At 57.0% G+C, this 12,428-nt stretch carries 13 protein-coding genes; 8 read left to right on the top strand and 5 right to left on the bottom strand.

Annotated features, from left to right (window positions below):
* Positions 1–80 precede the first annotated feature (80 nt).
* Positions 81–323 carry a DUF2061 domain-containing protein gene (locus tag FQB27_RS16245; RefSeq protein WP_169562130.1) on the bottom strand — a complete coding sequence of 81 codons (243 nt, stop codon included), beginning with the start codon at positions 321–323 and terminating at the stop codon, positions 81–83.
* 125 nt (positions 324–448) lie between these two features.
* Between FQB27_RS16245 and FQB27_RS16240 the strand changes: the two genes are divergently transcribed.
* Positions 449–1,342, top strand: a complete 894-nt coding sequence (locus FQB27_RS16240; protein WP_169562129.1) for a hydrogen peroxide-inducible genes activator — start codon at positions 449–451, stop codon at positions 1,340–1,342.
* Positions 1,343–1,378: 36 nt separating this feature from the next.
* Here FQB27_RS16240 and FQB27_RS16235 read toward each other — a convergent pair whose 3' ends face one another.
* Together FQB27_RS16235 and FQB27_RS16230 are read right to left on the bottom strand one after the other, a co-directional pair.
* Positions 1,379–2,533: an acyl-CoA dehydrogenase family protein gene (locus tag FQB27_RS16235; RefSeq protein ID WP_169562128.1), complete on the bottom strand. Its 1,155-nt coding sequence runs from the start codon at positions 2,531–2,533 to the stop codon at positions 1,379–1,381.
* 84 nt (positions 2,534–2,617) lie between these two features.
* The gene (locus tag FQB27_RS16230) at positions 2,618–3,760 is read right to left on the bottom strand and encodes an acyl-CoA dehydrogenase family protein (protein ID WP_169562127.1); all 1,143 of its coding nucleotides are present in this window, start codon (positions 3,758–3,760) and stop codon (positions 2,618–2,620) included.
* Positions 3,761–3,958: 198 nt separating this feature from the next.
* Here FQB27_RS16230 and FQB27_RS16225 point away from each other — a divergent pair, with 198 nt between their 5' ends.
* The 3 genes from FQB27_RS16225 to FQB27_RS16215 all read left to right on the top strand — a co-directional run bounded on the left by FQB27_RS16225 (position 3,959) and on the right by FQB27_RS16215 (position 7,030).
* On the top strand, positions 3,959–4,489 hold the full coding sequence (locus FQB27_RS16225; protein ID WP_169562126.1) for a TRAP transporter small permease: 531 nt from the start codon (positions 3,959–3,961) through the stop codon (positions 4,487–4,489).
* Positions 4,482–5,789, top strand: coding sequence for a TRAP transporter large permease (locus FQB27_RS16220; RefSeq protein ID WP_169562125.1), 1,308 nt, complete (start codon positions 4,482–4,484; stop codon positions 5,787–5,789). The genes FQB27_RS16225 and FQB27_RS16220 overlap by 8 nt, the downstream gene beginning before the upstream one ends.
* Before the next feature lie 185 nt (positions 5,790–5,974).
* Entirely contained in the window at positions 5,975–7,030 is a 1,056-nt protein-coding gene (locus FQB27_RS16215; protein WP_169562167.1) for a type 2 periplasmic-binding domain-containing protein, read from the top strand.
* A gap of 71 nt (positions 7,031–7,101) precedes the next feature.
* Here FQB27_RS16215 and FQB27_RS16210 read toward each other — a convergent pair whose 3' ends face one another.
* Together FQB27_RS16210 and FQB27_RS16205 are read right to left on the bottom strand one after the other, a co-directional pair.
* A complete protein-coding gene (locus FQB27_RS16210; RefSeq protein ID WP_169562124.1) occupies positions 7,102–7,890 on the bottom strand; it encodes an IclR family transcriptional regulator in 789 nt (262 codons plus the stop codon).
* A 192-nt stretch (positions 7,891–8,082) separates the two neighbouring features.
* The gene (locus FQB27_RS16205) at positions 8,083–8,805 is read right to left on the bottom strand and encodes a DeoR/GlpR family DNA-binding transcription regulator (protein WP_169562123.1); all 723 of its coding nucleotides are present in this window, start codon (positions 8,803–8,805) and stop codon (positions 8,083–8,085) included.
* 73 nt (positions 8,806–8,878) lie between these two features.
* Between FQB27_RS16205 and FQB27_RS16200 the strand changes: the two genes are divergently transcribed.
* From FQB27_RS16200 to FQB27_RS16185, 4 genes are read left to right on the top strand one after another with little or no spacing between them, the layout of a single operon-like run.
* Positions 8,879–9,511, top strand: coding sequence for a TIGR00725 family protein (locus FQB27_RS16200; RefSeq protein WP_206374758.1), 633 nt, complete (start codon positions 8,879–8,881; stop codon positions 9,509–9,511).
* Between the two features lie 53 nt (positions 9,512–9,564).
* Positions 9,565–10,656 carry an ABC transporter ATP-binding protein gene (locus FQB27_RS16195; protein WP_169562122.1) on the top strand — a complete coding sequence of 364 codons (1,092 nt, stop codon included), beginning with the start codon at positions 9,565–9,567 and terminating at the stop codon, positions 10,654–10,656.
* A complete protein-coding gene (locus FQB27_RS16190) occupies positions 10,653–11,555 on the top strand; it encodes a carbohydrate ABC transporter permease (RefSeq protein WP_169562121.1) in 903 nt (300 codons plus the stop codon). Before FQB27_RS16195 ends, FQB27_RS16190 begins: the two co-directional genes overlap by 4 nt.
* Complete coding sequence (locus FQB27_RS16185) at positions 11,552–12,379, top strand: carbohydrate ABC transporter permease (RefSeq protein ID WP_169562120.1); 828 nt, start codon at positions 11,552–11,554, stop codon at positions 12,377–12,379. Before FQB27_RS16190 ends, FQB27_RS16185 begins: the two co-directional genes overlap by 4 nt.
* Positions 12,380–12,428 lie beyond the last annotated feature (49 nt).

Here is a 12,428-nt window from a genome sequence, read left to right as displayed (position 1 = left end):
TTCTTGTCTCCTTGTTTTCTCTCTTGTCATCGGGTCCGTGCAGGCGTTGGCCTGTGGGCCCACTCCCTATTCAGGTGTTCTCAAGCCGCGCCGGAAAATACGCTGCCCCCTGTTGAAACAGATGGTTCAGGCTTTTCCAGTCGTCGACCCCTCGGGTTGTCCCAAAGATATTCGTGAACCGAATAAACGGCGGTTTGAACGATAGGTTCCAGCAATCCGATACCAATCGCCGCCATCAGGTTGCCCGTCAGCAGATAGGCAACCCCGGTTGCGACAACGATATGTGTGGCGCCGTAGCTGATTGTTTTGAGTGCCAGCCTCATGGGGGTCTCCTTGCCTGTCTCTGTTTAAGGGGCCTGTGTGATGACAGTATTCTTTTCTTTGCGTGTAGAAAAATGATATAAACTCTACATTGTGTATTGGTTTTCCGAATAATTGGACATGGACCATGAAGAACCTGCCCAGCCTCAAACAGATCGAATATCTGGTCGCCCTTGACGAGGAACAGCATTTTGGCTTGGCGGCTGAACGCTGCCATGTCACCCCGTCGACGGTCAGTGCGGGCATTCGGGATCTTGAAGACCTGCTGGGGGTGGTCGTGGCAGAGCGGAACAACCGGTCCGTATTGATGACTGTGATTGGCAAGGAAATAGCGGCAGAGGGACGGCAATTGTTGCAGCAGGCAGAAGCGCTGGTCGGGGTGGCCGCACAGGCGCAGAAAAAGCCGCTGACCGGGGAATTGCATCTTGGAGTTATTCCGACCATCGGTCCTTTTTTGTTGCCGAAGGTGTTGCCCGATTTGTGGCGGCGGTATCCTGAATTGCGACTGTTTTTGCATGAGGGGCGGACGGAGCCATTGCTGATGAAGTTGAGGCAGGGGGAGATTGACGCCGCCCTTGTGGCGCTGCCCTATGATCTGGGGGAACTGGCGGTGGAGGTCCTGTTTGAGGATGGGTTTCAGTTTGCCTGTTCCAAGGCGCATCCCCTCAGTGCGAACAAAGTCATTTCCCAACAGGCGCTTCAGGATGAAAATCTGTTGTTGCTGGAGGAAGGGCATTGCCTTCGGGGGCATGCGCTGGAGGCTTGCCGGTTCGACCAACATCGTAACCACCGTGAATTTGCCGCGACCAGTCTGTTCACACTGGTCCAGATGGTGGCGGCCAATCTGGGCGTGACCCTGCTGCCGGACCTTGCGGTCAAGGCCGGTGGGGAACTGGGCGCGGGGCTGGCCCTGATCCCGCTTGAACATCCTTCCTCGCGCCAGATTGGTCTGGTCTGGAGGCGGTCTTCCTACCGGCAGGAGGAATTCAGGCAGTTGGGGTGGGAACTGACACCGTCCTGACATCCCGTCGCGCCCATCCCATCCGTCCATGCCCGATCAGGACTTGGGGAAAATATCCATTTCCTTTGAAATGACCTGAAGCATGACCTCGTTGGCACCGCCCCCGACAGCGGTTTGCCGGGCTTCCCGATAGACACGGGTGATGAAATTGTCATTCATGAAGCCCTGACCGCCCCAGAATTGCGTCAGTTCCATGGGGATTTCCATGGACAGGCGCCCGATCAGGTATTTGGCCATCGAGGCCAGCTTCACCACATTTTCCCCAGCCATATACTGTTCCGTTGCCTGATACAGAAGGGCCCGGACGCTTTCAATCTGGCTTTGGAAGGCGGCGATCTTGAAATGGATATACTGGTTGTCGAGCAACGGTTTGCCAAAGGTCATGCGTTGTCTCAGATAGTCGATGGTTTCTTCAATGGCCAGTTCCAGAAAGCGAATGGAGCGGGCGACGACAAACAGCCGTTCTTCCTGAAACTGTTCCATCTGGTAAATGAAGCCGCGGCCTTCTTCACCAATAAGATGCCGCTGGGGCACACGCACATCGTCAAAGAATAAAAGCGCCGTGTCGGAGGATCGGTAACCGACCTTGTCCAGTTTCTCCCCGACCGTGACGCCGGGGGTGTCCATGGGCACGATGATGAGGGATTTGTTCCTGTGCGGCCCCTTGTCCGGCGAGGTGTTGACCAGCAGGCAGATCCAGTCGCCCTGAACGCCATTTGTGATCCACATCTTGCTGCCATTGATGATGTAGTCGTCCCCGTCCTTGCGGGCCGTGGTCTTCAGGCTGGCCACATCCGAACCCGCCCCCGCCTCGCTGACACCAATACAGCCGACCCGGTCCCCGGCAATGGTCGGGACCAGAAATTCCTGTTTCAGTTCCTCTGAACCATGCTGGGTCAGGGCCGGTGTGCACATGTTGGTCTGCACGCCGATGGCGGAACAGATGCCCATGGTCCGAAGGTTCCCCAGTTCCTCGGCAAAGCAGATTTCATAGGAAAAATCGAGGTTGGAGCCGCCATACGCTTCCGGTTTGCCGATCCCGAGAAGGCCGGCGTTCCCCAGTTCCTTCATGACCTTGTGAGCCGGGAAAATCCCCTCTTCCTCCCATTGGTCGACATAAGGGTTGATATGCTGGTCAATGACCGAACGGGTGGTGTGGCGAAGACTGTCGTGCTCTGTTGTCCATAGCATCGGAAAATACCTTGTTTTGTTGTTCTTTTCTTTTCTGGGGCGGGGTATGACACCGCCGCCCTTGGCGGTCCGTCCTGATCGGGGCTAGCCAGAGACGTTCAGGCTTCTTGCAATGATATTGCGCTGGATTTCGCTGGTGCCTTCGCCAATGACATAGACAAAGGCGTCACGATGGAAGCGCCCCACCGGATATTCCCGCATGATGCCAGCACCGCCATGAATGCGAATGGCCTGTTCCGATGCCTTGAGCGCCACTTCCGAGGAAATCAGTTTGGCGCGAGAGGCCGTGGCCGTGTCCAGTGTCCCCTGATCAACCCGCCACGCGGCGTGATAAACCAGCCAGCGGGCTGCCTCGATCTCGGCGCTCATATCGGCCAGCTTGTGGGCAATCGCCTGAAAATCCCCGACCTTGCGCGAGCCAATGGTCCGCTCCCGCGCATAGAGGAGTGAGGCATCCAAAGCGGCGCGGGCAATCCCGAGGGAGTTGGCCGCAACACCAACCCGGTTTTCCATCAGGGACTCAAGGATGGTGGGGTAGGTGCCGGTTCGTTCCCCAAGCAGGCAGTCGTCCGGGACAAAGGCGTCGCTGATATAGATCAGTCCGGTCTCGGAACTGCGGATGCCTTCTTTCTTCAGTTTCGAGATTTCGAAGCCGTCATTGGGCATTTCCACGATGAAAAGACTAATGGATTCCGGTTTTTGCTCCGGGCTTGTCCGGGCCGCCACCAGAATAAAATCAGCAATGGGGGCGTTGGTGATATACATTTTTGACCCGTTCAGAATCCAGCCCCCGTCGGTCTTCTCCGCCCGGGTCTTGAGCGCCCGGATATTGGATCCCACATCGGGTTCACTCAACCCGAAAGCGGCGACCTTGTCCCCGGTAAGGGCGGGCTTGAAGAAACGCTCCTTTTGTGCGGCGGTTCCCATTTTCCAGATCGGCCAGATACCAAGATGGGAATGGGCGGACATGCTGGAGGCAAAGGCCTGACTGACATAACTGAGTTCCTCGCGGATCAGGCAGTCGGTGATCTTGTCCATGCCCGTGCCGCCATCCTGTTCGGGATAACGGGCGCCCAGAATGCCAAGCTTTCCCCATTTTCTGAACATGTCTCGGGGAAAAGTTTCGGTCTCCTCCGCCTCCATGACAAGGGGTTTGATTTCGGTTTCGCTGAAGCGTTTTACCATCTCACGAATGTGGTCTTGTTCTTCTGTAAACGTGAAATCCATTGTGTTTCCTGCCTTTTCTTCGGTTCTGATGCCGCCTTTTGTCCAGCCTGTCCGGCCAGTACAAGTTTTTGATTGTATTCTTAATAAGAAACCATATTCTGTAAAGAGAATTCTATTTTAGGAATCTCTGTTCCCGGAAAACAAGGCGGAAAAACCGTCAAAACAAACAAGAAAACGGGACAGTACGGGAGGGTTAGAGTGATCAAGACCTTATTGGATCGCATGACGTCCAGCTTCACATGGTTGGCGGGCGCGGCGCTCATTCTGATGTTGCTTCAGATGAGTGTGGACGTCTTGTGCAAGTATCTTTTCAACATGCCGCTGATCTGGACCATGGATGTGGTGGTTTCCTACATGATGGTGGCGATTGTGTTCCTGCCACTTGCCGAGGTGGAGAAACAGAACGGCCATATCTGCGTCGAGCTGTTCACCCAGACACTGGGGCCCATGTGGCGCCGGGGGGTGGAGATCTTTGCGACGGTTGTTGCCACTGTCTATTTCATGGCCCTGACATGGCGGTCGTGGGGGGATGCGGTCAATAAATTTCATGTCGGGGAATATGTGATGGGGGAGGCGCAGGTCACCATCTGGCCCGGACGTTTCTTTGTTCCGTTGGGATGCGGAATGCTGGTTCTTCTGCTGCTGTACAAGATCTATCGATTGCTGACAGACAAGGACGCCCTTGAGACTGAACAGGGTGCTTTGCACGGGGGGCATTTCGATGAGTGATCTTGCGATTGGTGTTGTCGGTCTGGCCGTCATGGTCGCACTGATGTTGCTGCATGTTCCTGTCGGGGTGGCCCTTGGACTTGTCGGCGCGCTGGGAATTTTCTTCATGCTGGGCGCTGGCCCCATGTGGGGCATTATCACGGCAATTCCCTATGATTTTGCGGCGCACTGGACCCTGAGTTCCGTGCCGATGTTCCTGCTGATGGGGTATGTGGCCTATCACGCGAGGCTGACAGATGGGCTGTTCCGTACCGCCCGGCTGTGGCTGAGTGCGCTGCCGGGCGGCCTTGCCATCGCGTCCATCGGGGCCAGCGCCGGTTTCTCCGCTGTGACCGGGTCCAGCCTTGCCTGTGCTGCGGCCATGGGGCGGATCGCAGTGCCCGAGATGCTGCGATACAATTACGACAAGGGGCTGGCATCGGGGGTTGTGGCGGCGGCCGGGACAATCGGTTCCATGATCCCGCCCAGCATCATGCTGCTGATTTTCGGTGTTTTTGCAGAAGTTCCCATTGGAAAGCTGTTCATTGCCGGTGTCATTCCGGGCCTGCTGACGGCATTTATGTTCTCGGCCATGGTTGTCATTCGGGTGAAACGCAATCCTGAACTGGCGCCGGATCATGACCTTCGGCCAACCTGGGGAGAGCGGTTCGTTGCGCTGGCGGAAACATGGCCGCTGATGTTGATTATCGTTGCCGTGGTGGGCGGGTTGTTCCTTGGGGTCTTTACCCCGACCGAGGCCGGGGCCGTGGGGGCGCTGTTATCCTTCATTGTCGCCGGGCTGAAGGGGGCCTTGAGCCTGGACCTGATCCGCAAGTCGGTGTCGGAGACCCTTGTCAGTACGGCCGCCATTTTTGTCATTGCCATCGGCGCGGCTATCCTGACCCGGTTTCTGGCCTTGAGCGGTGTGCCGGATGTTCTGTCCGAAATCGCCGTAGAGGCGGCTGCCAGCCCGATGATGATCCTGATGGGGATTGCCTGTGTCTATCTGATCCTTGGGATGTTTCTGGACCCGATCGGGATCATGCTGCTGACATTGCCGATCTTCCTGCCGGTGGTTGAAGCGGCGGATATCAACCTGATCTGGTTTGGCATTCTGGTCGCAAAATTCCTTGAGATTGCACTGATCACGCCGCCGGTTGGGCTGAACGTTTTCGTGATCAAGGGAATTCTAGGGGATGCTGTCAGTACCGCAACCATTTTCAAGGGCATCCTGTGGTTCCTTGTTGCCGACCTCATCACCATGACGTTGTTGATCCTGTTCCCGGAAATCAGTCTCTGGCTGCCAAACCTGATGGGGTAGGGGCGAAAGTGAGTGCCCGGCCTGTTGTGGGAAAAACCGGCCGGGAGAGTTCCTGAGTAAAAAATAAACAAGAAAACAAATGAAAAGGAGAGGTGCAGTGAAACTAGTGAAGAGGGTTAAACAGCTGGGCGTTCTTGCCGCGCTGGGAGGGCTGATGGCATTGCCGATCAGTCAGGCAAGCGCCGATCAGGGGCGGTTCGCGTCGTTCCTGTCCCCGAAAAAATCCGGTTGTCGAGTTCGGGGCGATCCCCTTTCTGGAGCGCGTCGAGGCCGATTCCAATGGCGAGATGACATACAAGCTGTATTCAGGCGGGGCCATTCTTGGCGGCAAGAATATGGTGGAAGGGCTTCGGAACGGGGTTGCCGATATCGGCCAGATTGTTTTCGGGTATTATCCGGCGGAATTTCCTTACGCCAACCTGATCGCGGATATGGCGATCTATGGTAACTTCCCGCCCGCAGTTTCCGCTGCGATGACCGAGTTCAACTTCATGCATTGCGGTGGCTGCCTTGAGGATTACAAACGGAACGGGCTTGTTGTTCTGGGCACCACCAGCACATCAGCCTATCAGTTGATCGGCAACGAGGATCTCAGTGACGTTGAGACCTTGAAAGGCCTCAAGATCCGGACGCCGGGGGCGCTTTGGGCGCGTTGGGTGCGTCATGTGGGCGGTGTGCCGATCGCTACCTCCGCCAGTGAAATGTACGAGGCCTTTTCGCGCGGGCAGATCGATGCGGTCATGCAGCCCATTGGCGCCATGCGGAGTCACAGCCTTTGGGATATTTCCAACAAGATCACGGAAATCAATCTGGGAACCTACCGGTCATGGGGCGTGTTCTCCGTCAGCCGCTTGCATTGGGCAAAACTGACCGAGGCACAGAGGAAAATCCTGATGAAGAATGCCTCGATTGGCCTGATCGGTACGGCCAGAGGCTATATGAAGGGGGATGATCTTGTTCGGGAGGAAGCGGACAAGAAGAACCTAGAATTCTTTGCACCATCCGAAGGTCTGAAGGCATCGGTCACGGACTTCCTGAAAAGCGACCGGGCGCAGGTGATTGAAATGGCAAAGGACAAGTACAAGATCGCCGACCCGGAACCGTTGATGGATACCCTGATCGACCTGATCGAGAAATGGCATGGCAAGTACGAGCCAATCCAGGGCGATGACATGGCCATGGCCAACATGCTGTGGGACGAGGTTTTGTCCAAGGTCGATGTGATGGCCTTGGGGCAGTGATCATCCTGTTATGAAGAACGGGTCGCAAGGCCATGTTTCGGGAAGGGCCAGTTGTCAGGACTGGCCCTTTCTTATTGGGGCGGGATGGGGGCGCCCTGAATGGTGGCGCTGATCTGTTTGCCAGCCTCCCGGATGGAGACGGCAATATCCTGCAGTTTTTGGTCCGTAATCTGGGCGGTGACGGTAACGGCGCTGATGGCCATACCGGGACGGTTATCCAGATTGAAGATGGGGGCTGATACGGTCGTGAAGCCCTTGTTGAAATGCTCTTTGTCGATAGCAAAATAGTTCCGCCGCACATCCTCCAGACTAGCAAGCCAGTCCTCGAAAGGTAGGGGCGTTTCAAACCGGAGTTTGGAATATTCCTTTTTAAGCTCCGCTTTCGAGAGGTCGGAAAAAGCGGCAAAGCAGCGCCCCAAGGCACCGATAAACAGGGGCAGGCGCTGACCGATGGCCATATGGATGCGGATGTAGGAGGCGGTTTCCGCATTGGCAATCATCATCACCCGGTCGTCTTCCATTTTCTGGCACAGGGTGACCGTTATCTGGTGGCGGGCTGAAATGTCATCGATAATCGGCTGGATCATGCGCACAAGGCTGGCGCTGTTGAGTGCGGACTGGGCAATCTCCACCAGCCCCAAACCAATTTGATAGGTCTTGGTTTCCGTATTGAAGGTCACCAGTTTCTCGTGGGCCAGCGTCCGGAGAAGGTTGAAGCATGTGCTGGGGTTCAGGGACAGGTCCCGCGCCACCTGCGTGACACCTGCGGGCGCGTTCCGGGTGCTGAGATATCGCAGGATGCTGATGCCGCTATGCAGGGCACCGACAAGTTTGATTGCTGGCTGGTCCGGTTTGTCCATGTTTATCCCAACTGACCCTGACGGGACATGTTTGCCCCCACTGATTGACTGTCTCTGGTGAGGCGTGCTGGCAGGCTGGTGTTAGTCGTTGTATCAAGCGAAGAGCATCCTCAATATTCTTTATAGAGAATAATATTCTTCCACAGAAATTAAGGCAAGCGCTTTATGTGTAAACCTTTTTCTGTCCGGGGGTCAGGTTGAAGGGGGCCTTCCATCGATGACATGGTCAAAATCCTGCAGGGGGGCGATGGTGGCAAGGGCGGCGCGGCCAAACTTGTCCGGTGTGGCAAGCAGCATGGTGCGCGTGGCCGAGGCCATGGCCGCCCGTTTCACGGCGATCTTGGACAGGTCGAAATCCATAACCCGCTCTTTGTCGTCAATGCAGGAACAGGCAATCAGCGCAAAATCCAGTTGCAGTCCGCTCAAGGTCAGGGGCAGATCCTCACTGACAAGGGAGCCGTCTTTCCCCGCGACCCTGCCGCCCAGAACGTGAATGGTGTGGCGGGAGATATCAAGGGCAAGGGCAACCCGCATGCTGTTGGTGAAGATGTTCAGGCCTTGATGGGCGTTCAGGGCCTTCGCCGTCATTTCCATGGTGGTGCCCACATCAAGATACAGGCTGGTTCCGTCTGGAATGAGCGCCGCGGCTTGGCGGGCAACGGCCGTTTTCCCGGATACAGACAGGTTTTCCTTGTGGCTGTAATCCAGTCGCAGGGTTTCATGGGTTTCAATGGCGCCGGCGCCGCCGTGAAAGCGTTGCAGGCGCCCCGCTTCTGACAGGGTGATTATGTCCCGGCGAACCGTTTGGGCGGACACGCTGAAAATCTCGGCGAGACGTTCAATGGTTACAAAGCCATCCCGTTCCGTGAAGTCCAGGATCTGCTTTTGACGGTCGGTCAGGGGCGGCGTTGTCATGGCTGTTGTCATGGTTCTGTAAGAAAAAGACTATAGTTGGAAGATAGTTTACATTTAAATCTGGAAGAAACCAATGGCAATGGACCAATATTTTTTGTCGGGCGGTGTGATTTACACGAAGCAGGGGCGGCTGGACCCGTGGGAGTGGCGCTGGGTGAAAGCCGATATCCCGCAGCCGGCCGAAGCGGTCACCCCGCGTGAGGCGCTGACAGCCCTTGCGGGGAGCCCCCGTGCCCGGCGCATTCCTGTTGGTGTGATCGGGCCGCGTGAGGCAACGCCTGAACAACTTGTGGCCGCAGAGGCTGTTGGTGCTGCGCTGGGGCAGATGGGGATGACCGTAATCTGCGGCGGCAAGGGAGGCGTCATGGAGGCGGTTTCCAAGGGATGCCATGAAGCGGGAGGTCTGACGGTGGGGATGATCCCTGATCATGACTGGCGGACGGCCAATCCCTTTGTCGCCTTGCCGATCGCTACAGGTTTGAGTGAGGCGCGGAACATGATTATCGCAAAATCCTCCGCCGCCCTGATCGCGGTGGGCGGGTCTTACGGAACCCTGTCAGAAGTGGCCTATGGCCTGCATTTTTCCAAGCCTGTGATCGGTATTGCCGGGGCGCCCGCTGTGGAAGGGGTTGAGCATGTCGCGGGGCCGGAGGAGGCCGCTACGCGATTGGCGGAGCATTTTCTGCAGTCTGCCGGAATGTCATAAAAGATACATCGTCTGCTGTCAGTTTGTAAGAAAGTTTACGTTTAGGGGTTGAGATGACATCAGAAACTGTTCTGGAATTGCGGGGGGTGAGCCGATGCTTTGGCGCCAATACCGTACTGGATCACGTCGATATTTCTGTAAAGGCGGGCAGTTTTACCGCATTGCTGGGGGCGTCCGGGTGCGGCAAGTCCACAACCCTGCGGATCATGGCGGGGTTGGAGCAGCCCAGCGCCGGACAGGTGCTCCTGAACGGTGAGAATGTCAGCGACAAAACTGCCCATGAACGGAATGTGGCCATGGTGTTCCAGTCCTATGCGCTGTACCCGCATTTGACGGTTGCGCAGAATATGGCTTTGCCCTTGGCCATGCGCCATCTGTCCGTGTTCGGCCGCTTGCCGGGGGTGGGGCGGTTGTCTCCCGGCAGCGGTGGGGTGCGTAAAATGATCCATGAAAAGGTCGGGCACGCCGCCGAAATTCTGGGGTTGGAGCCTTATCTGGACCGGAAGCCGGGCACCCTGTCCGGTGGGCAGAAGCAACGGGTCGCGCTGGGGCGGGCACTGGTCCGCGATCCGGTTCTGTTCCTGCTGGACGAGCCGCTTTCCAATCTGGATGCGCGGTTGCGTATCCGCATGCGGGCCGAGCTGTCAGCCCTTCACAAGGAAACGGGGCGGCCCTTTGTCTATGTGACCCATGATCAGGCGGAGGCCATGGCCATGGCCGATCAGGTGGTGGTCATGATCGGTGGGCAGGTGGCACAGGCGGGCAGCCCGCGCAGCCTGTATGAGAAACCGGCCTCGAAAGAGGTGGCGGCCTTTATTGGAACAAATGCCATCAACCTGTTCCGCCCGGAAGATGGGGTAATGGGACTGCATCCGGCGGCGGACCGCCATGTGATCGGATTGCGCCCGGAGCATGTGTCTCCGGCTGAAGACGGAACGCTGGAAGCATGGCTTGAAACAGCGGAGTTCCTCGGGTCGGAAATACTGCTTGGGCTGCGGACGACAACCGGGAAATTTGTTCGGGCCATTGCGGCGGATGATTATTGCACGCCGCCGCCGGGCAGTCTGATCCGTCTCGGTTTCACGCCGGATCGGCTGCATGCCTTTAGCGGCGAAAGTGGCTTGCGGGTGGAGTTGGGGGCATGATCCGACTTTCCCGGAATGTCAGGGACGGCTTGACGGATTTCTGGCTGGCAGGCCCGGCAACCCTTGCCATGATTGTTTTCATTTTTGTGCCTGTTCTGGTCGTTGCGGTCCTGTCCTTCACCGACTACCAGTTCGGGGCCCGTGATTTCGTGTGGATCGGTCTGGGCAATTACAGCAAGTTGTTTGGCTCGGCCCTGGGGCAAAAGGCGATTACCAATACCCTTCTGTATGTAGCGCTGGTCATCCCGGCCTCTGTTGGTCTTGGCCTGTTCGTGGCGATTGGCCTGCACCGAATGCTGGACTGGGCGCCGCGCCTGTCGCATCTGCTGCGGACGGTTTATTTTTTGCCTGTTGCGGCAACGCTGGTTGCCATGTCTGTGGCGTGGCAGATGGTCCTGCATCCGTCTTTGGGGGTGGTGAACCAGTTCCTGACCCTGCTGGGCGGAGAGCCGAAAAGCTGGCTGAGTGACCGGGGTCTTGTCCTGTATACCCTTGCGGTCATCGGGGTGTGGCAGACGGTCGGCTATAACATGATCCTGTTTCTTGCAGGCCTGACCTCCATTCCCCCGGAGTTGTATGACGCTGCGGATGTGGATGGGGCCGGGGGTGGTTGGTCACGGTTCTGGACGGTGACATGGCCCCTGCTGGGGCCTACCACCCTGTTTGTTCTGGTGGTCACCGCAACCAATGCCTTTCGGGTTTTCGAAACGGTTGCCACCCTCACAAAAGGTGGGCCGGCCTTCGCCTCGGATACGCTTGTCTATGCGCTGTACCGCGAGGGGTTCGTGTATTTCAAGGCAGGGTATTCGAGTGCCATCACCATGGTGTTCTTCGCCTTCCTGCTGGTGCTGACAATCGCCCAGTTCCGCATTGTCGAACGAAGGGTCCACTACAAATGATACGGCGTTCCTTGTCCCGAGGGGTCTCCCTGTTTCTGCTGATTGTTGGCGCAATGGGGATTTTGTTGCCCTTCATCTGGATGGTGTCCTTGGCGTTCAAGCCCCGTGATGAAATCTTCAGTGCCGATATTGACCTGCTGCCGACACGGCTGGAATGGAACAATTTTGTCGTCGCAATGACGCAAACGGATGTCCCCCTTTACCTGATGAACGGTCTTGTGGTGGTGCTGGGCATTCTGGTCTTCCAGATCCTGTTTACGGTGCCTTGTGCCTATGCGCTGGTTCAGCGGCGGACCCGTTGGCGGACGGTTGTTTTTGCCTGCGTTCTGGCGGCCTTGCTGGTGCCGTTCCATGTCACGGCCATTCCCATTTTTCTGGGTTTTGCCGAGATGGGTATCCTGAATACCTATTGGGCGCTGATCTTGCCCTTTATCCCGACCGCGTTTGGCATTTTCCTGTTCCGGCAGTTTTTCTCCCAGATGCCAAAGGACCTGTTTGACGCCGCCCGCGTGGATGGGATGGGAGAGATGGAAATTGTCTGGCGTGTGGCTTTTCCGCTGGCCTTGCCCGCTGCTACAGCTTTCGCAATTTTCTCCGTCACCGCCCATTGGAATGACCTGTTCTGGCCGCTGATTGCGATCACAGACCCGGAACTGGCGACACCGCCGCGCGGTATCCTGTATTTCCGGGATCAGGAATCGGGAGACGATGTCGGCCCGCTGATGGCGGCGGCCCTGATCATTACCGCGCCGCTGGTTCTGGCGTTCCTGTTGGCGCAGCGAAAATTTACCCAGGGCCTTTCCGCAGGAGGGCTGAAGGGATGATCCAACATAACCGTGATGCGCGGACCCAACCGTGTGCTTCCAGTTTTAC

The organism is Sneathiella chinensis, from assembly GCF_012720115.1.
In the GTDB taxonomy this organism is placed as follows: domain Bacteria; phylum Pseudomonadota; class Alphaproteobacteria; order Sneathiellales; family Sneathiellaceae; genus Sneathiella; species Sneathiella chinensis.
Note: the sequence above shows the minus strand (reverse complement) of the source record. Positions and strands in the feature narration are given on the sequence as shown.

Excerpts from the sequence above, each read along its gene's own strand:
- FQB27_RS16205 (WP_169562123.1), bottom strand. The coding sequence starts at position 8,805 with ATGACAACGCCGCCCCTGACCGACCGTCAAAAGCAGATCCTGGACTTC.
- FQB27_RS16200 (WP_206374758.1), top strand. The coding sequence starts at position 8,879 with ATGGCAATGGACCAATATTTTTTGTCGGGCGGTGTGATTTACACGAAG.
- FQB27_RS16220 (WP_169562125.1), top strand. The coding sequence starts at position 4,482 with ATGAGTGATCTTGCGATTGGTGTTGTCGGTCTGGCCGTCATGGTCGCA.
- FQB27_RS16190 (WP_169562121.1), top strand. The coding sequence starts at position 10,653 with ATGATCCGACTTTCCCGGAATGTCAGGGACGGCTTGACGGATTTCTGG.
- FQB27_RS16195 (WP_169562122.1), top strand. The coding sequence starts at position 9,565 with ATGACATCAGAAACTGTTCTGGAATTGCGGGGGGTGAGCCGATGCTTT.
- FQB27_RS16185 (WP_169562120.1), top strand. The coding sequence starts at position 11,552 with ATGATACGGCGTTCCTTGTCCCGAGGGGTCTCCCTGTTTCTGCTGATT.
- FQB27_RS16210 (WP_169562124.1), bottom strand. The coding sequence starts at position 7,890 with ATGGACAAACCGGACCAGCCAGCAATCAAACTTGTCGGTGCCCTGCAT.
- FQB27_RS16245 (WP_169562130.1), bottom strand. The coding sequence starts at position 323 with ATGAGGCTGGCACTCAAAACAATCAGCTACGGCGCCACACATATCGTT.
- FQB27_RS16230 (WP_169562127.1), bottom strand. The coding sequence starts at position 3,760 with ATGGATTTCACGTTTACAGAAGAACAAGACCACATTCGTGAGATGGTA.
- FQB27_RS16240 (WP_169562129.1), top strand. The coding sequence starts at position 449 with ATGAAGAACCTGCCCAGCCTCAAACAGATCGAATATCTGGTCGCCCTT.
- FQB27_RS16235 (WP_169562128.1), bottom strand. The coding sequence starts at position 2,533 with ATGCTATGGACAACAGAGCACGACAGTCTTCGCCACACCACCCGTTCG.